This window comes from Bradyrhizobium algeriense, from assembly GCF_036924595.1.
In the GTDB taxonomy this organism is placed as follows: domain Bacteria; phylum Pseudomonadota; class Alphaproteobacteria; order Rhizobiales; family Xanthobacteraceae; genus Bradyrhizobium; species Bradyrhizobium algeriense.
Genome location: NZ_JAZHRV010000001.1, coordinates 1,836,989 through 1,856,189, shown reverse-complemented (window position 1 = coordinate 1,856,189; position 19,201 = coordinate 1,836,989). Strand labels below are relative to the sequence as shown.

At 62.6% G+C, this 19,201-nt stretch carries 23 protein-coding genes; 9 read left to right on the top strand and 14 right to left on the bottom strand.

The genetic code is table 11. The annotated features are described in order from the left end of the window. The first annotated feature begins 39 nt into the window (after window positions 1–39). The 3 genes from V1286_RS08960 to V1286_RS08950 all read left to right on the top strand — a co-directional run bounded on the left by V1286_RS08960 (window position 40) and on the right by V1286_RS08950 (window position 4,239). Window positions 40–1,236 carry a GNAT family N-acetyltransferase gene (locus V1286_RS08960; protein ID WP_334478988.1) on the top strand — a complete coding sequence of 399 codons (1,197 nt, stop codon included), beginning with the start codon at window positions 40–42 and terminating at the stop codon, window positions 1,234–1,236. After that, window positions 1,237–2,181: a cupin-like domain-containing protein gene (locus V1286_RS08955; RefSeq protein WP_334478987.1), complete on the top strand. Its 945-nt coding sequence runs from the start codon at window positions 1,237–1,239 to the stop codon at window positions 2,179–2,181. A 258-nt stretch (window positions 2,182–2,439) separates the two neighbouring features. Continuing rightward, a complete protein-coding gene (locus V1286_RS08950; protein ID WP_334478986.1) occupies window positions 2,440–4,239 on the top strand; it encodes a vanadium-dependent haloperoxidase in 1,800 nt (599 codons plus the stop codon). Between the two features lie 124 nt (window positions 4,240–4,363). Here the strand turns inward: V1286_RS08950 and V1286_RS08945 are convergent, their stop codons facing one another. The 9 genes from V1286_RS08945 to V1286_RS08905 all read right to left on the bottom strand — a co-directional run bounded on the left by V1286_RS08945 (window position 4,364) and on the right by V1286_RS08905 (window position 13,533). Continuing rightward, window positions 4,364–5,002 (bottom strand): NIPSNAP family protein, encoded by a 639-nt coding sequence (locus tag V1286_RS08945; RefSeq protein ID WP_334478985.1) that lies wholly within the window; start codon window positions 5,000–5,002, stop codon window positions 4,364–4,366. Window positions 5,003–5,127: 125 nt separating this feature from the next. Beyond that, window positions 5,128–5,793, bottom strand: a complete 666-nt coding sequence (locus V1286_RS08940) for a DsbA family oxidoreductase (RefSeq protein ID WP_334478984.1) — start codon at window positions 5,791–5,793, stop codon at window positions 5,128–5,130. Window positions 5,794–6,026: 233 nt separating this feature from the next. Then, window positions 6,027–6,731 (bottom strand): ABC transporter ATP-binding protein, encoded by a 705-nt coding sequence (locus V1286_RS08935; RefSeq protein ID WP_334478983.1) that lies wholly within the window; start codon window positions 6,729–6,731, stop codon window positions 6,027–6,029. Beyond that, complete coding sequence (locus tag V1286_RS08930; protein WP_334478981.1) at window positions 6,724–7,458, bottom strand: ABC transporter ATP-binding protein; 735 nt, start codon at window positions 7,456–7,458, stop codon at window positions 6,724–6,726. Before V1286_RS08930 ends, V1286_RS08935 begins: the two co-directional genes overlap by 8 nt. Beyond that, window positions 7,445–8,494, bottom strand: a complete 1,050-nt coding sequence (locus V1286_RS08925; protein WP_334478979.1) for a branched-chain amino acid ABC transporter permease — start codon at window positions 8,492–8,494, stop codon at window positions 7,445–7,447. Before V1286_RS08925 ends, V1286_RS08930 begins: the two co-directional genes overlap by 14 nt. A 68-nt stretch (window positions 8,495–8,562) precedes the next feature. Further along, window positions 8,563–9,783, bottom strand: coding sequence for a substrate-binding protein (locus V1286_RS08920; protein ID WP_334478978.1), 1,221 nt, complete (start codon window positions 9,781–9,783; stop codon window positions 8,563–8,565). A 3-nt stretch (window positions 9,784–9,786) separates the two neighbouring features. Further along, complete coding sequence (locus V1286_RS08915) at window positions 9,787–10,644, bottom strand: branched-chain amino acid ABC transporter permease (protein WP_334478976.1); 858 nt, start codon at window positions 10,642–10,644, stop codon at window positions 9,787–9,789. Window positions 10,645–10,693: 49 nt separating this feature from the next. Further along, window positions 10,694–12,208 (bottom strand): amidase, encoded by a 1,515-nt coding sequence (locus V1286_RS08910; RefSeq protein WP_334478975.1) that lies wholly within the window; start codon window positions 12,206–12,208, stop codon window positions 10,694–10,696. 146 nt (window positions 12,209–12,354) lie between these two features. Further along, the gene (locus V1286_RS08905) at window positions 12,355–13,533 is read right to left on the bottom strand and encodes a substrate-binding domain-containing protein (protein ID WP_334478973.1); all 1,179 of its coding nucleotides are present in this window, start codon (window positions 13,531–13,533) and stop codon (window positions 12,355–12,357) included. A 174-nt stretch (window positions 13,534–13,707) separates the two neighbouring features. Here V1286_RS08905 and V1286_RS08900 point away from each other — a divergent pair, with 174 nt between their 5' ends. Continuing rightward, a complete protein-coding gene (locus V1286_RS08900) occupies window positions 13,708–14,145 on the top strand; it encodes a MarR family winged helix-turn-helix transcriptional regulator (protein ID WP_108519843.1) in 438 nt (145 codons plus the stop codon). Window positions 14,146–14,157: 12 nt separating this feature from the next. On the opposite strand, the gene V1286_RS08895 is transcribed toward V1286_RS08900, so the two are convergent. Next, window positions 14,158–14,334, bottom strand: a complete 177-nt coding sequence (locus V1286_RS08895) for a hypothetical protein (protein WP_334478971.1) — start codon at window positions 14,332–14,334, stop codon at window positions 14,158–14,160. 72 nt (window positions 14,335–14,406) lie between these two features. Then, window positions 14,407–15,228 (bottom strand): helix-turn-helix domain-containing protein, encoded by an 822-nt coding sequence (locus V1286_RS08890; RefSeq protein WP_108519732.1) that lies wholly within the window; start codon window positions 15,226–15,228, stop codon window positions 14,407–14,409. 100 nt (window positions 15,229–15,328) lie between these two features. Here V1286_RS08890 and V1286_RS08885 point away from each other — a divergent pair, with 100 nt between their 5' ends. Together V1286_RS08885 and V1286_RS08880 are read left to right on the top strand one after the other, a co-directional pair. Beyond that, on the top strand, window positions 15,329–15,550 hold the full coding sequence (locus V1286_RS08885; RefSeq protein WP_108519733.1) for a hypothetical protein: 222 nt from the start codon (window positions 15,329–15,331) through the stop codon (window positions 15,548–15,550). A gap of 44 nt (window positions 15,551–15,594) precedes the next feature. Further along, window positions 15,595–15,993, top strand: a complete 399-nt coding sequence (locus V1286_RS08880; protein ID WP_334478967.1) for a hypothetical protein — start codon at window positions 15,595–15,597, stop codon at window positions 15,991–15,993. A gap of 164 nt (window positions 15,994–16,157) precedes the next feature. On the opposite strand, the gene V1286_RS08875 is transcribed toward V1286_RS08880, so the two are convergent. Both V1286_RS08875 and V1286_RS08870 read right to left on the bottom strand, forming a co-directional pair. Next, entirely contained in the window at window positions 16,158–16,292 is a 135-nt protein-coding gene (locus tag V1286_RS08875) for a hypothetical protein (protein WP_334478966.1), read from the bottom strand. Then, a complete protein-coding gene (locus tag V1286_RS08870) occupies window positions 16,292–16,762 on the bottom strand; it encodes a group III truncated hemoglobin (protein WP_334478965.1) in 471 nt (156 codons plus the stop codon). Before V1286_RS08870 ends, V1286_RS08875 begins: the two co-directional genes overlap by 1 nt. Window positions 16,763–16,849: 87 nt before the next feature. On the opposite strand from V1286_RS08870, the gene V1286_RS08865 reads away from it, so the two are divergent. Then, window positions 16,850–17,278, top strand: a complete 429-nt coding sequence (locus V1286_RS08865; protein WP_334478963.1) for an RrF2 family transcriptional regulator — start codon at window positions 16,850–16,852, stop codon at window positions 17,276–17,278. 38 nt (window positions 17,279–17,316) lie between these two features. Next, entirely contained in the window at window positions 17,317–17,607 is a 291-nt protein-coding gene (locus V1286_RS08860) for a DUF6522 family protein (protein ID WP_334478961.1), read from the top strand. Between the two features lie 4 nt (window positions 17,608–17,611). Here the strand turns inward: V1286_RS08860 and V1286_RS08855 are convergent, their stop codons facing one another. After that, on the bottom strand, window positions 17,612–18,421 hold the full coding sequence (locus V1286_RS08855) for an SET domain-containing protein (protein WP_334478960.1): 810 nt from the start codon (window positions 18,419–18,421) through the stop codon (window positions 17,612–17,614). Between the two features lie 153 nt (window positions 18,422–18,574). On the opposite strand from V1286_RS08855, the gene V1286_RS08850 reads away from it, so the two are divergent. Then, a complete protein-coding gene (locus tag V1286_RS08850; protein WP_417021119.1) occupies window positions 18,575–19,192 on the top strand; it encodes a hypothetical protein in 618 nt (205 codons plus the stop codon). Window positions 19,193–19,201: the final 9 nt, after the last annotated feature.

Here is a 19,201-nt window from a genome sequence, read left to right as displayed (position 1 = left end):
GTCGTCGGTCACATAAATCGCGAACGGGGATTCGGGGAAGTGGCTGACATTGCCGACACATCGACGGCTCGTCGTGCATCGAGCAAGGATGCGAACGCACGCGCGCCAGACGCCGTCGGGGCGCTGACGCCGCTCGCCGGCGTTTCCGCAGGCCCCTGGCGCGCGCTCTCGGCACGCGCCGCCGAGCCGAACGGCTATTATTTGCCCGAATGGGAATTGGCGGTGAACGCTTCGGCGCGGGGCCGCGGCGACACCGACGCGCTCGGCGCGTGGCGCGATGCGTCCAGCCTGATCGGCCTGGTGCCTGTGATCTCGATGTGGCGCGCCTACAAAATCCCGCTGCCCGCTTTGGTCAGCGCCGATCCCTATGGCACGCTTTGCACGCCGCTGCTTGATCGCGACATGGCGGAGGAAGCCGTCACGGGCATTCTGCAGCAGGCCCGGAGGGCTGGCGCGCATGCGCTGATCTTCCGCGCCACCTCGCTTGATGGCGCGGCCATGAAAGCCTTTACCGATGTGCTGCATCGCAGCCGCATGCAGCCCGCGGTGCTGCAATCGCATGTCCGCGCCTGCCTTGATACCACCGGTGATGCCGACGACGTGCTGCGCGAGGCGCTGGGCGCGAAGAAACTGAAGGAACTGCGCCGTCAGCGCAATCGCCTCGCCGAACACGGTGCTATCAACTTCGACGTGGCGAGGACGCCCGCCGAAATGACCACCGCTGTCGAAACGTTCCTGATGCTGGAGGCCAGCGGCTGGAAGGGGCAGCGCGGCACCGCGCTCGGCCAGGACGACGGCGATGCGGCCTTCGTCCGCCGCGCCACGTCAGCGCTGGCCGAGACGGGCCAGTGCGAGATCGTGACCCTGCGGGCCGGCGAAACGCCGGTGGCCGCGGCCATCGTGCTGCGCCATCAGGATCGCGCCTTCTACTTCAAGCTCGGCGTCGACGAGCGCTTTGCGAAGTTTTCGCCGGGCGTGCAGCTGACGCTGGAATTGACCCGGCATCTCTGCGCGGATCCGGCCATTTCAATGGTGGATTCCACCGCCGCCCCCGACCATCCCATGATCAACCCGATCTGGCGCGGACGCCTCGCGATCGGCGACGTTTTGATCCCGCTGCGACGGGGCGATCCGGTCGTGTCGCTGATCCGCGCCGCGCTCGGCTTGCGCAGCGCGATCCGCGAGCCGGTACGCCGCATGGTTCATTTCGCCAGAGCACGGCAGGAGAAATCCTAAATGAATACGCTCGCCGCCATTGCGCCCGTGATTACGGCCGATCAAGACGCGCTTCGCCGCGACTTTCCGCTCAAGCCGTTTGCGATCCATCACAAGCTCGCCGGCCATCCGCTGCTGACGCTGCCGCGCATCGCGCAGCTCGCGGCCGAACTGCCGCGCGATCTGATCGAATATAATTCCGGCAAGGTCGCGATCAGCCAGGATCCGGACGCGATTCCCTCCGTCGACCTCGATCCGGTCGAAGTGGTGAAGCGCATCGAAACCGCCGGCGCCTGGATGGTGCTCAAGCGCGTGGAGAATTCGCCGGAGTATCGCCGCCTGCTGGAGGACACCCTGCTGTCGGTCGCCCGCGCCCGCGGCTTCAACAGCCTGCTCGACGCCGGCTTCGAGCAAGTCGAGGGTTTTCTGTTCGTGTCCTCGCCGAACTCGACCACGCCGTTCCATCTCGACAGCGAAGACAATTTCTTCGTCCACATCCACGGCGAAAAATTCTTCACGATCTTCGACAATACCGATCGTTCGATCGTCTCCGACGACGAGATCGAGCGCTCGATGACCAAGCACCGCAACCTGAAGTACGACGAAAGCTTTGCGCCGCGGGCTACGGAATTCCATCTGTTCGCGGGCGACGGCTGCTACGTGCCATACCAATGGCCGCACTGGGTGCGCACATCAGGCTCGTTCTCGATCTCGATGGCGATCACCTGGAAAACGCGCGAAGTGCGGCGGCTGAACGACCTGCACTTCTTCAATTCGATGCTGCGCGGCATCGGCTTCCCGCAACAGCCGCCCGGCAAACAGCCCGTGCTCGATAGGCTAAAGCTCGCGTTCTACCGCACGGTAACGACCGCGATAAGACCGCTGCGCGCCTCCATGGCGATGCGCCGCGTGCTGCGGCGGATCGCGCTCGGGAAACGGGCGAATTATTATCTGAAGGGCGCGTAGCCGCGGCAGCGGAGCCACACCGAACACCGTGGCAGACCAGGTAATTGAAATCCAGAAAAGCACATCGTCTCGGTTCATCAGCGGCCCCTACCCTTGTACCGATCCTGTCAATTGGTCTGCACGACTCTCGTATTGATCTGCGTCAATCTCCTCCCGCTTCCTCCTGATGAAATCATTTCGCGTCTAGGACAGGCGCAAGAGAGTGGACGGCTCCCGGCGGAATCCTGCCTAGATTTGCCTGCGAGGGAGGACTTCCCCATGGCCGACCACCACCCCACCATTTCGACTGAATCCGATCTGGCATCGCCGGCCCTGCCGGCCACCGCGGTCACGCGCCGTTCGCTGCTCGGCGGGGCCGGCATCGCCGTTGGCGCCGCCGTGTTGACGTCGCCGCCGGGCATGCCCGGAGTAGCCCCGGCTGCGGCGCAGACTGTGGGCGTGGGCGTGGACGTGCGCCCGCTCGACGCGGCGTTCAAGCGCCGCGCCTTCGAAGTCCGACAGGCCTGCGCGAGCAACAACGAGAAAATTCCGATCCCGCCGCACCCGGCGAATGGCGATGAGGCGCGCTACACCAACAAGATCGGGTCCGATACACGGGGCCTGCCGCATGACAAACGCGGCGAAGTGGAGCAAGCGGCATGGCAGGCGCTCTATGCCGCTTGCCAGTCGGCCGAAGCAGCTGATTTCGAGAAAATCCCGCTCGGCGGCACGCGCAAACTGGTCAACCCCATCGGCACCCAGGCCGTCAGTCTGAGCGGCATGAACCCTACCCAGATTGCGATACCGCCGGCACCGGAGCTTGCGAGTGCGGAGCGCGGCGGCGAGGCGGTCGAGGTCTATTGGCAAGCCCTGCTTCGCGACGTTCCGTTGACCGAGTTGCGCGACGACACCACCCATCGCGACGTGCTTGCGGCAACCGAGGAGATCAACAAGCTTGCCGATTTCCGGGGGCCGAAGTCCGGCGGGCGGGTCACACCCGGTACGCTGTTCCGTGCCAATGCGCTCTATTTCGACCCGGCTGACCCGAAGGGTCGCTCCGTCACGCCGGCAGGCGTTCTGGACGGACCAATGATCTCGCAATTCCTGCTTCGGGACGTGCCCTATGCCGCGCAGTGGATCAGTGCTCAAATTCGCACGGCGTTGCCCTCCAACGAATTCCTGACCGAATACGAGGAATGGCTGGCGACCCAGAACGGCACCGCACCGAAACGCCGGATACAGTTCGACGCGACGCCGCGATACATCACGACGGGAAGAGATCTCGCGGAGTATATCCATAGTGGTCCCGCACTTGGGTGGGCGGCAGCATTGATCCTTGCCACCCCCGGCGGCGGAGCGGACCCACGCTACACCGGCATGTATCCGCCGACGGAGCCCGTGTCCTACCCATCGAACCCGTACCGGAAATCAAAGACACAGCAACCTGCGGGGGGCACCTTCGGGTTACCCTATGTGCAGGCATTGCTCACCACGGGGATCAGTAACTCCGTCCGCGCGGCCTACTGGCAGAAGTATTTCGTGCACCGGGCGGTGCGACCTGAAGCCTATGGCGGTCTGGCGCACCATCGCCTCGCCAACGGCGTGAGCGATTATCCGTTGCATGAGAACTTCCTGAAATCGGAAGCCGTCGATCGCAGCAAAGCCAAATACGGCACCTATCTCTTGTCACAAACCTATCCGGAGGGAGCGCCGCTTCACTCCACCTATCCCGGCGGTGCCACAAGCGTTGGGGCCGTCACGGCTACCATATTGAAGGCGTTTTTCGACGAGACCCGCGTCATCGCCAACCCGGTACAGCCCGATCCGGCTGACCCGACGAAGCTCGTGCCCTATAGCGGCCCGCCGCTCACGGTTGGCGGAGAGTTGAACAAGCTCGCGGTGAATTTCGGTTTCGGACGGAATTGGGCGGGCATCCACTGGCGTTCCGACGCTTCCGCCTCCATGGCGATCGGCGAGGAAGTGGCGATCGGCATGCTGAGGGACGAGCGCACGACGCTCCGCGAGCCCTTCGACGGCTTCTCCTTCACGCGCTTCGACGGCAGCCGCGTGACAATCTGACGGCAGCCGGCGCCGCCCGTGCCGTGAGGCGCAGGCGGCACGGTGCCGCGCTGGCGGCGCGACTTGAACAGGTGCAATTGCCGCGGTGTTATCTGCACCGCTCCATCCGAGCTACGTAGACGCCTCACTGCAGCGGCGAATGCGGCGCCGGCAGCATGATGGTCGAGTGCATCTCCTCGAGGAAGCCTGGTCCCTTCCCCAAAAACTCCTGCCAGGCCGGATCCTTCATCGCGTTGCCGCGCGCTTCGGCGCGGGCGTTCAGGCTGGGATAGGCCCAGATGTGGCAGGCCTCGTTCGGCTGCCCCGCTTCGGTCGTCCAGAGGCCTACGATCTTTGAATATTTCTCACGCTCCGGCAACACCGCGGTAAACGCATCGAGCCACTGTTTCAGGCCACCGGCAGCTTTGCCGCGATAGTTGCGGAGTTCGTAGACATTGCCCGTCGATGCCGGCGCAACCGGTTCCCTCACCGCGTTCATCAGGCGGACGTCCTGACGCACCAGCAAGGGGCGGATCAGCGGCACATACTCGCCGGTCCAGCGCGGGTTCTTCGCAAGCTCCGCACGCATCCGCGCGCGCTCGTCAAAGCTGTTGTAGCTCCACATATGCAGGACCTGATTGAGCGGCCCGATCTCGGTCGACCAATAGCCTTCGAGCTTGCCGTAATCGTCCTTGCGGATCTCGCGCGACACCGTGCTTGCGGCCTTGATCATGTCGCCAAGTGTGCCGGGCTTTACGGTGTAGGTGCGCAGTTCGTAGATCATGATGTTCCCCCAGGGTTCGCTGTTGCTTTTGTGGCCCCATCAGGAGCCGTCATGCCGAAAGCAAGATGTCATGACGGATCATCAGGGGAATTGTTCCGCAAGAGCGAGGTCGGACGGAGCGGCGATTACTCCGCCGCCTGCGCGTTGATTTCGCCGGATACCTGGCGGATGGCGCGGGCAAGCTGGTCGGCGGGCTGGGCGCCGGAGACGGCGTATTTCTGTGCGAACACGAAGGTCGGCACGCCCGAGATACCCTTGTCGGAGGCCTCCTGCGCCTGGCTGGAGATCAGCGCGACATCCTCGTCGGTGGCAAGCCGCTTGCGCACATCGTCGGCATCGAGGCCGACATCGGCCGCGGCCTGCACCAGCACGTTCACATCGGTCAGATCGCCGCCATCGCGGAAATACAACTCCATCAGGCGCTGCTTCATCTCGGCTGATTTGCCCTGCGCCTCCGCCCAGTGGATCAGGCGGTGGCAATCGATGGTGTTCGGCTGACGCTTCACGAGTTCAGGCCGGTAGGTCAGCCCCTCTTCGCCTGCAGCCGCCACGACGCGGCCGGCGATGCCCTTGTAGGCTTCGACCGAGCCGAATTTTGCGGTGAGATATTCGTCGCGGCTGATGCCCTCGCGTGGCACCCAGGAATTGAGGAAGAACGGCCGCCAGCGCACTTCGACGGGAACATCCGGCACCAGCGCCAGCGCGTTCTCGATCCGGCGTTTGCCGATATAGCACCACGGGCAGACGACGTCGGAGACGATGTCGATCTTGAGGGGTTTTAGGGTGCTCATCGGGGTCTCCTGACTGAATGGTGCCCGGAAGGTAGTCCGATCGGGCGGGGAGACAAGGGGACGGCCTGCATGTCTCGTATCACTTCAGGCCGGAAGGCCCCTGTTTCGGGCCACCGAACAGGCCCGTGGCCCGTGGTCGCCAGACGTGCTGCAGGGCAGCGCGACAACGGCGCTGATGACGCGCGAGATCGAATGGCTTGGCGCCCAGGCCCAGGCGTCCTGAGCGCCGAGTGTCAAGGCGCCAGATACTGCAACAGCCTTGGATCGTTGCGAACCTCCTGCGCCGATCCCGTGAGCGCGACCCTTCCACGATCGAGCACAAAGGCCCGGTCTGCGACGCGTAGCGCAAGATCGAGATGCTGTTCCACGATCACGACGGCGATCTCCCTGGCGAGCAGGATCAGACGTTCGGTGATCTCCTCGATCACGCCGATCCAGACGCCTTCGGTCGGCTCATCCAGCAGTAATACCCGCGGGTTCGACAGCAAGGCGCGGCCGATCGCGAGCATCTTGCGCTCGCCGCCGGACAATGTGCCGGCGACCTGATCCATCCGCTGACCGAGCTTTGGAAATATCTCCAGCACACGATTAACGGCCTGGCTGTCGCGGTTGGTCAGCGCGCCGACGGCGAGATTGTCGCGCACCGAAAGCCTGCCGAACACCGAGTGCTCCTGCGGCACGTATCCCAACCCGAGGCGAATGCGCTGCTCTGTCGGTAGCTGGCCGACGCTGCGAGCATCGAGACTGACGGAGCCGCCGAGCAGCGGCAATTCTCCGACGATGGCCTTCATCAACGTGGTCTTGCCGGCACCGTTGCGGCCAAGTATGGCGACGCCGCCGCGCCAGGGAACGCCCAGCGTGACACCGAACAGCACCTGGCTGCGGCCATAGCCCGCATCAACATTCTGGATATCGAGATACTTGTCCTGGTCAGGCACGGCGGAGATAGACCTCCTGAACCCGGGCGCTCGACTGAATATGCTGCACTGAACCGCAATCGAGTACGCCGCCCTGATCGAGCACGGTCAGCCGGTCGCAAATGTCGCGAATAAAATCGAGATCGTGCTCGACGATGACAAGAGAGCAGCGCTTCTTGATCGGCTGCAGCAGTTCGCCGGTAACCCGCCGTTCCTCGAGGCTCATGCCGCCGGTCGGTTCGTCCAGCAGCAGGAGCTTTGGCTCAGGCGCCAGCGCCATCGCGATTTCAAGCCATTGCTGCTGGCCGTGGGAGAGCGCGGAGGCCGGATCCGCCGCCCGGTCCACCAGACGGAATTGTTCGAGCATGGCCATGGCGCGGTCGTGCAGGATTCCGCGGGTGCGCGAGAACACCAGCCGGGGAAGCGACGTCTGCGCCTGCAGCGCCAGCAGAATGTTGTCGTACAGCGTCAATGCCGGCAGAACACTCGTGATCTGGAACTTGAGGCTCATGCCGGCGCGCGCCCGCTCGGCAGGAGAGGCTCGCGAGATATCGCGGCCGCCAAACGTCACCGTGCCCGACGTCGGGATTTCGGCACCGGCGACGCATTTCATCAGCGTGCTCTTGCCCGAGCCGTTGGGTCCGATCAAGCCGTGGAATTCGTTCTCCGCGACCGCAAGATCCGCACCGTTCAGGGCCGTCAGCTTGCCGAATATCTTGACCAGGCCTCGCGCTTCAAGAAGATCCATGATCGCCCTTCCCCGGCGGCCGGCCGAAATTGCCGACGCGCTCGCGCTCGCTGAGGACCAGGCTGATCAGGCCGGCGGGACGAAACAGGATAACCAGCAGCAACAATACGCCGAGGATGATCGGCCAGATATCCTGATAGCTGTTCGACAGCCAGAAACTGACCGCCTCGATCGCAACTGTTCCGATCACAGCTCCGATCAGCGTGCCGGAGCCGCCGAACAACACGTAGAGGACCACCTGCGTCGATATCACCACGCCCAGCATGTTGGGCCAGACGAAACCTTCATGAAAGGCGTAAAGACTACCTGCGAGCCCTGCGACGGCGCCGGCGAAGGAAAAGATGATCGCCTTGAGGCGTTGTACCTGATAGCCGACGAAGGCGATCCGCTGCTCGTTCTCGCGCAGACCCGCCAGCGCAAGCCCGAACTGCGATCGCACCAGAAAGCGGCATAGAAGATAAACGAGGACGAGAATCCCGAGCGTCAGATAATAATAGACCGGCCCCTCGGTGATATCGTAGCTGCCGAGCGACATCGGCGGGATCGATGGAATGCCGTTCTGGCCTCCCAGATAATACCAGCCCCGCGCCACGCGATCCGCCGCGTATGAGCCGGTGAGCGTGCCCAGCGAAACAAAGATCACGCTGGAGGGATGACGTCCGAGCAGTAGAAAGCCGCCAAGCAGCAGTGCAAATGCGAGCCCGATCAACAGGCCGGCCGGCAACACGAGCAGGATCGAGGTCACTCCGAGATCGCGGGCGAGCAGCGCAACGCCATATCCCGCGGTCCCGAAGAACACGGCCTGCCCAAAACTCATGATGCCGGCGTATCCCCACACCAGATCGAACGAGAGCGCGAACAGGCAGAGGATCAGGACGCGCGTCGCATAGACCGTCAGATAATCCTTGAGGACCAGCGGCAGCAGTGCGCCGATCACCAGCACCACGATTTCGATGATCGGTAGCATCTGTAACCGGCGCGAGCGGCTGGCACGAAGCGAAAGGCTCAAGGGCGTCGTCTGTGTCGTTTCTGTCATCAAGTTGCCAGTAAATCCGCTCCGGAGTTCGCAGCGGCGGGTTGCCGCCGCTGCATTGCGCTCATCACTCAGCATTCCTTGGGATCGACGAGGCCGGCGCTGCGCGCAACGATCTCATAATTGCCGCCCTTGGCAACCGCCGTATACATCTTCATCTTGCAATGCCGCTTGCCGGGAACCATTTCCGCAGGTCCGCCGGGACCTTCGGCGATCTTCGCATGATCCAGCGCAGCCGCAACCGCGTCGCGATCGACCTTGCCGGCCTCCTTCACGGCCGCTTCCCATAGTTTGAGGCCACGATAAGTCCCGGTCGCGGCACTTCCCGCGGCAAACAGGAATGTGCCCGGGAACTGCTTTTCATAGGTCGCCTGAAGCTTGGCGCTGAACGGATCCTCCGGTGTCAGCGCCTTGAAATAATCAAGGCAACTCGCAAGTCCTTCGATCTCCGCGGCCTGGTTGATGTTGAGCGTGTTCTCGTCGTAATAGACACACGACAGCCGGCCGCCGTTCTTCAGAAATCCCGCCTCGTAAAGCTGCTTGAAGAACGGTCCTACCCCCGGCGGGATCACGGTGTTGAACACCACGTCCACCTTGTTGGAAATGACCCGGTTCACGGTGGCACTGAAGTCGATCTGGTCGAGCGGGTAGTATTCTTCAAAGATGACTTCGCCGCCATTGGCCTCGATCACCTTGCGGGCATAGACGTTCAGCGTGTGAGGCCAGACATAGTTGGCGCTCGGCAGCGCGAACCTCTTGCCGCCGTTCTTGATCAGCCAGGGAATGAATTCGTCGCACTGCTGCGCCGGCGTCGGGCCGGTGCAGAACAGATAGGGTGTGCATTCCTTACCCTCGTACAGCTGCGGATAAATGTAGAGCGTCTTGCCGCGCGCGACGATCACGTCCTTGATGGCGTTGCGCATCGAACTGGTGATGCCTCCCAGCACCAAGTCGACCTTGTCGCGCTGAATCAGCTTGCGGACGTTGCCGACCGCGACCGATTCATTCGACGCGGTGTCCTCGATGAACAGTTCCAGCGGCCGGCCAAGCAGTCCGCCGGCATCGTTGATCTCCTTGATCACCATCTTCGCGACATTCGCGTCCGCATTCCCGGCGTAGCCGATCGGACCGGTCAAGTCGGTCGCGATGCCGACCTTGATCGGGTCCGAAGCCGCATTCGCCCAGTCGGGGCGGACGACCCAACTGCCGACGCCCGTGGCAATGGCGGTACTGGCAAAGGCGAAGTTGGAGAGAAATCGCCGGCGGCTGAGATTGCTGCGGTCGCTGAACATGGACTAGACCCCCTTTGTTGAAATCAGACCTTGCGGCCGAAACTTGATGAAGATGATGGCGAGAACGAACACGAGGACGTCGGCGATCACAGGCGGAATGATCCATGGCAATGCGGCGGCGAGCGTTCCGATTACGCCCGCGCCCGCCACCGGCCCCGCGAACGAGCCCACCCCACCGACCATGACGGCGACGAACCCCTGAATCAGGAAGCGCAGGCCGAGATCGGCAAACAGCGAGAACACCGGCACGATCAGCGCACCCGCAAGGCCCGCGAGTGCGGCGCCGAACGCAAAGGTGGCGCCATAGATCGCATTGGTCGAAATACCCGATGCGCGGGCGAGCGCGGGATTTTCCAGCGACGCTCGAATTCGCAACCCGAAGGTGGTGCGCGCCAGCAGCAGATAGCTGCCGATCATCACCAGTGCCGTAATGAGAATGATGACCAGCCGCCAGGTGGAGAAATGCATGGTCCCGATAGTGACCGAACCGCCGAGCGGCTCCGGGACCGACAGATACAACCCGCCGATCAAACCGCGGACGATCTCGCGGATGATGAGCCCGAGTGCGTAGGTGCCGAGCATCGCCACGATCGGTGCGGCGTAAAACCGCCGGACGATCGTCCGCTCCAGGAAAAATCCCAGTGCGCCGACGACAAAAGGCGCAGCCAGCATTCCGAGCCAGACCGGCAGGCCTGCGCTGTGAACGATATAGGTCACATAGGCGCCAAGCAGGACGAACTCGCCCTGCGCGAAGTTGAAGATGCCCATCATGCTGGCGATGATTCCGAGTCCCAGCACGACCAGAACGACGATCGCGCCGAAACTCAGGATCTCGAACAGTGCGACGAACAGATTATCCATGTGGTATCACCAGCACCCCTGTCACCAGCCCCGCGCGACGTTCGGCTGCTTACATCTTCTTCCAGTCTCCAGCCTGCTCGAAGGCATGCGCCGCGCGATAAATGGTCATTTCATCGAAATGCCGGCCGACCAGCATCAGGCCGACAGGAAGTCCGTCCACCATGCCGCAGGGCAGCGACATCGCCGGGTGGTGCGTGATGTCGAACGGCGCGGTGTTGCTGATCATCTCGAACGCGCGCGCGCACACCTCTTCCCGGCTGGCGCCCGGTGCAGGCAACGGCGTCGCCTTCATCGGCGTGGTCGGCATCAACAGCAGATCGTAGCTCGCCAGAACCTTGTCATAGGCCGCGGTCACGCGACGCGAAATGTTCACGGCCTTGCCGTAGTAACGCGGACCAAAATTATTGTTGACGTAGACGCCAAGCATCAGAAACAGTTTTGTCGTTTCCGACAGCGAGTCCGCCTGGCCGCGCCAGCCACGATGAAAATCCATCAGCGACGTCGAGTAGAGGTCCGAACGGCTGAGACCATAGCCGTCGCCAAACATCATGGTCTGCGCGATACCTTCGGCTCCGATCGGCGTCCAGACCGCCGGTGCGACCATGTGCATCGGGATCGAGACTTCCTCAACGGTAGCGCCGAGGCTCGCAAGCCGCTTTGCCGCTTCCCGCACGCTTTCATTGACGGCGGCTTCGGCGCCGACTTGCTCAAAGCCTTCCTTGACGATGGCGATTTTCATGCCCTTGACGCCGCCGCCAAGCGCCTTGGTGTATTCCTGCACGGTGGGCGACTTGATCCGCGGATCATATCCGTCGTCACCGGCGAGCACTTCGAGCAGCAGGGCGTTGTCGGCAACGTTCGCGGTCATCGGCCCGGTATGGTCGACGAAGATTTCGATCGGCATGACGCCGGTGTAAGGCACCAGCCCCCAGGTCGGCTTCATGCCGTAGGTGCCGCTGAACGAGGACGGCATCCGGATCGATCCGCCCTGGTCGCCGCCGATCGCCATGTCGACCTCGCCGAGCGCGACAACGACCGCACTCCCCGAGGACGATCCGCCGGCGGAGTAACCCATCTTGTGGGGATTATGGACCGGGCCGGTCGAATTGGTGTGGCTGCCGCCGGATATGCAAAATGACTCGCAATGCACCTTACCGGCGATCTCGGCGCCGGCATCGAGCATGCGCGTGACGATGGTGGCGTCGAAATCCGGCACGTAGCCCTCGAGCGTCGCGGAGCCGTTCATCATCGGCACCCCGGCCAGCATGATGTTGTCCTTCAGCGCCACGACCTTGCCTTTCAGCTTGCCGCTCGCGGCACCCTTGACGGTCGATTTGCGGTACCAGGCGTTGCGCGGATTTTCCTCCGGGCCGGGCCGATAGCCCGGCGTCCGCGGGTATTTGACGACCGGGACTTCGTCGGGCATCGCGCCGACAGCGTTGTAGGCATCGACAGAGCCTTGCATCAATCCGCGGAAGGAAGTGACGTCCTCATCGGTCAATGCCAGGCCGCATTGATCGGCGACCGCGCGCAGTTGATCGGGCGTTGGAAGCGCTACTGTCACGATGGTTTCTCCTGTTTCTTCTGAATGCTTGTGGGCAAGTTGCCGGATGAAGGCCGGCCCCGTTCACATCACTAGAAACGGAAATGTTTTCCTTTTCAAGTATTATTTCGCAACCTTCCCTTTTGGTGAAACGATACGTGCGGCCGTCAGAACTGCTTGATCAGCTGGAAGTCGAGCCCGCTGGCCGCCGCAAGATAGATCGGCATGCGTGCGCTGCCGCGCCGGATGCCAATGGTGCCTCGCGCGCCCTGATAGTCCACATTCGCGGCAGCCGAGAGCAGCGGCTTTCTTGCCAGCGATCCCGCGCGCGCTGCGACCGTCTCCAGAAACCGCAACCCTTCGTAGTTTGACTGCGCGATCGAGCCGAGCGGCGGCGCGTGACGGCCGAACGACGCCTCGTATTGGCTGAGGAAGGCATCGTTCTCGCGCGACGCCCTGTCGATGAAATAGCCCGACGCGCAGAACAGGTTTTCGGTATTGTCGGCACCGATCCCGAGCAGCACGGTCTCGTCCATCGCGCCGGCTAGACGGAGCATTCGCCCGCCCAGCCCCTGCTCGCCAAAGGTACGATTGAAAACGACGCTATCGGCGCCGATCAACGTGATCAGAACCACGTCGGGCTTGGCGGCCCGAATCCGCGCGAGCTGGCTGCTGTGATTGTGCTCGCCGATGGGCACGAACTCTTCGCCGACGACACGCCCGCCGGCATCCGCGATGTATTTCTTGATCGCCTTGTGCGAGAGCCATGGCCAGACATAGTCGCTGCCGATCAGATACCAGTTCGACGCTTGCCTGGCATGGGCGAGCCACTCGATGGCCGGGCGCCATTGCGCCCCCGGCGTCTCGCCGATGGCCATGACGCCGGGCGTTCGCTCGCCGCCCTCATATACCGGCGTGTAAAGGTAGGGAATGTGTCCGGCGACGACCTTGCGCAACGCCACCCTGACCGCACTGATATGCGAGCCCATCACGAGATCTGCGTCTTCGGACGCGACAATGTCGGAAGCCGTCCGCGTCACGTCGTTGATATCGCCGCCGGTGTCATGGAACGCGACTTCAATCTCGCGGCCAAGAATGCCGCCGCGGCGGTTGATTTCGGAAACGCCCAGCAGCGTACTGTTGATGGAGGCCGGCCCCCAGATTCCCGACGGACCCGATAGTCCGACAAAATTGGCAATGCGCAGTTTCTTGCGGTCGCGGCGCTCACGGAACAGGCGCGGCGATGGCCCGGAGCTTCCCGAACCGAACCCCGGGAGTCCCCTTAGCAGCCATTCCGGCGGCATCGACGGCCCGCCGAACTTTCCAAATTGCGTTAGCGAGAGCAATTCGCTCTCCTTTCAGCTTCTTTAGTCCGGCGCGATCAGACTATCATCGGCAAGGTGATCGGCAACAAAAAATATCCTAGTGGAAAATATTGAATATTCAACGATTCTCATGCATATAGAACAAGCAAGAGCGCTAAATATTCATCCAAAACCCCCGTTATGAAGTTCAAACCCTTGGCCAAATCGCCCAGCAAACCCATCACCGAGCATCTCGCTTATCTGCTTGCGCAGGCCAACCGGGAGATCAACCGTCAGCTCGACGCGCGGTTTCGCAAGGAAGGCGTGCCGGTCGAGCAATGGCGTATTCTGAAAGTTCTTTCCGATGGCAAGGGCCACTCGATGGGTGAGCTCGCCGAAGCCGTACTGCTTAATCATCCGACCCTGACCAAGATGGTCGACCGAATGGTGTCCGACGCGCTCGTGTACCGGGTCCAGGACGCCGACGACCGACGCAAGGTTTTGATGTTCTCCTCCGATCGCGGCAAGGCGCTGACCCAGCGCCTGAACTCGCTGGCGCTGAGTCAGGAAGCCTTTATCGCCGAGAACTACGGCGACAAGGCCACGGCAGAATTGAAACGCCTGCTGGAAAGCCTGATCGAGAAGGCGAACTGATTTCTGATTACGCTACGCCGCCAACGCCGTGAGCGCGGCCTCGGAGGCAGCGTCCATCGGCATGAACATCTCCACGCGCAATTCCTGCAGCATCACATCCTGTGGTGTGCCCAGCGTCAGCACCGCCCCGATCAGACCGATACTGACGTTGCCCTTGCGCAAGCGCACTTCGCACAGCGGTCCCGGCACGTCGCTTTCGTTGAGCTGCGGGGCGGTGACATTATGGCGCTGATGGGTTTGGCTTCGCTCTACCCATCCTACTCAAGTCAAGCTCGCCGCTATCTGCCGCATCCGCTCGGCGGTCAGATCGTCGGCGGGGAAGAAGGTTTCCAGCGCCAGCTCCTGCAACGTGATGTCGACCGGCGTGCCGAATACCATGGTGGTCGAGATGAAGCTCAGCACTTCGTCATTGCGGCGCAGCTTGAAGGGGATCGCGACATTGTCGGCCGAGACCGGACCCGAGCGCGCCGGCATCCGGTAGGCTTTCAGTTCCTGATACAGTTTGAGCAGTTCGGGATCGGCCGTCGCCTCGCACTGCCGGTGCAGCCGCTCCAGAAGATGCGCGCTCCATTCGGCGAGATTGACTGTGCGCGGCGCCAGTCCCTCGGGATGAAAGGCCAGCCTTAGAATGTTGAAGGGTTGCCCGAGCAGATGCGGCGGCAAGCCTTCGAGCAGCGGCGCCACCATGCGATTGGCCGTCACCAGATTCCAGTGCCGGTCATAGGCCAGCGCCGGATTAGGTTCATGCGCCTTAAGGACGAGGTCGATCGCCTGCCGGGCTGATTTGAGCGCGGGGTCGTCGAGCGAGCGCTGCGGAAAGGCCGGCGCAAAGCCCGCCGCGACCAGAAGCACGTTGCGTTCACGCAAGGGAACCTCCAATCGCTCGGCGAGTTTCAGCACCATTTCGCGCGACGGCGCAGCGCGGCCCGTCTCGACAAAACTGAGATGGCGCGCGGATATTTCGGCGTCCCCCGCCAGATCGAGCTGGCTCAGATGGCGGCGCTGCCGCCATTCGCGCAAATGATCGCCGATGTGGACAGGCTGGGTTCGTTCGGCTCGCGCCGTGGCGGCATGTGCGTTCATGGTGGAAAACCTACCATGCGAATTTCGTCCATTCCATTACGTCCGAGGTAATCGAAACGGGTCACGGGCTGGCTCATCCTGAGGGCACAGGAGATGACCCATGCTGATGCTTTCCCTCTTCCGCTTCGTCGCCGCCGTAATCCCCTGGGTGGTCAATCTGGCCACCTGGTTGCTGGCGCGCTCCCTGAACTTGCCGCAGCCGTTGGTGCACGACACCAGCGTCTTCGTGTTCGTGCAGGTGCAGACGATCGAAAACAGAGTCGGCAAGGCGCTCTGCCCGATGCGGCTGATGCGTCAGCTCCGGTCGCTGCTGCAACGCTGATCGCTGTCTCGCCCAAAGTCCCCCCAAGCCAAAGGAGAACTGCCATGATTCATCCGTCCACATTCCTGAACCGCGCGCTGCTCGCCGACGCCATCTTCAGCGGCGTCGCTGCGGTGGCCCTTACCCTCGGCGCCGGCGCGCTCGCGCCCTTCCTCAATCTGCCGGAGGCGTTGCTGCGTGAAACCGGGCTGTTCTTGATCGCCTATACGGCGCTGGTTGGCTGGCTGGCCACACGGTCGACGGTGGCGAAGGCGCTGTTGTTGCTTGTCATCGTGGGAAATGCCGCGTGGACGCTCGGCAGCATCGCACTGCTGTTCTCGGGTGCGGTAAGCCCGAACCTGCTCGGCCAGGTCTTCATCGTTGCCCAGGCGATTGCGACAGGCGTGTTTGCTGAGTTGCAATATATCGGCCTGCGCAAGAGCGGCGAGACGGTAACGGCATAAGCCTCAGCCGTCATCGTCCGCGACAAACGCGAAGCGTTTGCGCAAGGGAGCAAAGCGACGAAGCAATCCATGCCTCAGCAAGTGGAGAAACGGATTGCTTCGCGGAGCCTGTCATCGGGCGCGCATTCGCGCGCCCGTTGGCTCGCAATGACGGGGAAAGAGCCTCAGCTTAGCATTACCGCCGCGATCATCCCGGCAAAGGTCAGCACCAGCCCGATCACGAGCATCGGCACCAGGCTGCTGCCGGAATACGGATCGGCCTGCTCCTTGTTGGTCACGACATGCGTACGATAAGCCATCACACTGCTCCTGTTTGATTGCGCCGAAATCGTTCCCCGTTGCCGAGCATGACGCCGTGGGTGCCGGCAATGCCGAGTTCGAGGCTTGACGCGATGCGGCGCGCCCGTTCCACGAAATGCGCTTCCGCCTCGGGCGGGCAGATCTCGCGGGCGGTTTGCTCGAACAATTCGAGCCAGCAGTCGAAATGCCCGGCGTCGACCGGCAGCGGCAGATGTTTGGCCATCGGGGTGCCGTGGTAGCGGCCCGTCATCAACGCGACCGATGACCAGAATGCGCACATCTGCGCCAGATGCGGCTCCCAATCCTTGATCCTGATATCGAAGATCGGCCCCAGCACCACGTCGGCCCGCACCTTGGCGTAGAAGCCGCGCACCAGGCGCTCGATCATCGCCTCGTCGATGCCCGTCCGCTCCATGATTTCGGCCGTCAAGCGCTCCCGCCGCACCGGCCCTGCCACGATCGCTTCCATTTCTTCGCCTGCCCTTAAATAGGTATTTCAAATACCTATTTAGACGGCTATAGATGAATTGCAAGCAGATCTTTCAAGAGGGCTCCCATGCGCCTGACGTCGTTCACGGATTTCGCGTTGCGCGCCTTGATGCGGCTGGCGGGCGACCCTGGCCGTTCCTTCGCCACCAACGAGATCGCGGCCGAGTTCGGCATTTCCCGCAACCATCTGGCCAAGGTGGTGCGCGATCTCGCCGATAGCGGCTTCATCTCGACCCAGCGCGGCGTTGGCGGCGGCTTCACGCTGGCCCGCCCCGCCCAGTCGATCACCATCGGCGAGGTGGTGCGCGCGCTTGAAGGGCCGCCGCTGGTCGAATGTTTTCGCGAGGACGGCGGCAATTGCGTGCTGAAGCCGCGCTGCCGGCTCAAGGCAAAACTCGCCGCCGCCCGCGAAGCCTTCATGCGCGAGCTCGACGCCACGACGCTGGCGGAATGCGCCTATCCCCAAAGCGCCAGGCGGAGCCCGGCACTTGCGTGAGGGCTGCAAGAAACCATGACAAGGCTCAGGTGCAACTCATGAAACCGATCGAGTTCGAAAATGGCGCAGTGCAGATCGACGCCGCCATCGTCGCCGAAGGCCTCGGCCTGGCGCCTTCCCTGCTTCAGGAAGCAATGCGCGCGGGCCGGATCACGAGCCTTGCGGAGCGCGGGATCGATGCCGACTCCGGCCGGCATCGCCTGACCTTCTTCTCCGAACACCGGCGGTTTCGCGTCGTGATCGACGAAACCGGCGCGATCATTCAACGCTCGGCGGTCGACTTCGGCGATTCGCTGCTGCCGAAGTCGGTGCACAAGGCTGGCGGATGAGACGTCAAATGGCGGTGGTCTGCGCCTCAAGGGAGAAAGCGGCGGGTTGAACCTCAAGGACCGGCGCGGGCGCGGAAACTGGCGGCTTGCTGGCGCTCGATTTTTTGCCGGCAACCCTGACGCGGCTGTTGCCGTTCAGACGTTTGGCGTTGAGCGACCTGCCACTGAGAGACTTCCCATTGAGAGACTTCCCGTTAAGAGACTTGCCGTTAAGGGACTTGCCATTCGGCGAATGGCCGTTCAGCTTGAGCGTCTTCTTCACCTTCCGCTCAGCCTTATCCTTCAGCTTCGCTTTAGCCTTCTGCTGTTCTTTGGCCAGCTTTTCAGCCTTCTTCAGCGCTTTCCGCTCGGCCTTGGCCTTGAGGCGGGCCTTCTCCGCCCGCGCCTCGGCGCGCTGCTTCTTGCGCTTCTTCTCGCAGGCCGCGCATTTGCAGCCGATCGGCTTCAGATAGGCTTTGAAATAATCGGTGCCGTAATCGTAGTTGATCTCCTCGCCCGGCTCGATGTTCTTGATGGCGCGGATGAACACCTTGCGCTTGCGTGGGCGAACGTCGGATTCCGCGTTCGGCTTGCAGGCGTGGTTGATGTAGCGGGCGATGTTCTTGCGCACCGAGCCGTCGATGGTCCAGCGGTCGTTCAGCTCGAACAGGTACTTGTTCTCGATCGCGTCGTCTTTTTTCTTCTTCGAATCCAGAAGCGGCCCAAAATAGCGGATGATTTTGGTGCCCTTCTTGATCGGCTTGGTGGCGAAGAGACCTAGTCCGGTGGGGGAGCGGCCGACGCGATAGGGCTTATTCGATGGTATGGAAGGCATGAGGACTGAATGACTGCGGGCTTGGGAAACGACGAATTGCGAGCCGCTCTTCTAGGACGATTCCGCGTCAATGTCAGGTGTTTCGTACCTTTGCCATGAACCTTCCCCAGATTGCGCACGTCTGATCCTGGGAGTTCCATGCGAGAAATGCAGATGAAACGCGTCCCCCATCGGCCGCTCACTGTGCCGGCCGCCGCCGCCCTGTTCGCGGCTGCATTCGGCCTGATTTCACCGGCCAACGCCCAAACATTCAGCAGCAGCTACACATCGACGGCGCCGAAGGACTGCCGCACCATCGGCAAACCCGAGAACGGCAGCACGAAGCAGGTGTGCCCCGGCAAATCGGGGCTGGTGGTGCTGATCAGCGAGGACGACCTGCGCCAAACCGTCTCGGTCGGAGCCGACCGCGCTGCCGCCAGCAGGGAGCCGGCCGCGGAGGCCGGGTTTGCCCCCTTCAATTCCACCGCCAATACCGTCGAATGGCGGGCCGTCGACGGCAAGCCGTTCGCGATCATTCAGCGCTGGCTGATCGCCGACAACGACGCCCCGGACAAAACCGGAAGCCCGACCTCGAAACCGATGCTCGCCGTGACGCGGTTGCCGCCGGGCCCTGTCTGTCACGTCGCCTATATCGACGGCCAGGCCAACCGCAATGCCAACGAGCTCGCGCGCCAGGCGGCGGACGAATTTGCGCGTGATTTCAAGTGCGGCAAGGACGAAGTGAAGGTAATCGGTGAAAAAGGCACCGCCGTCAGCCTTGTAAAGCGCTGACGCAGCCCA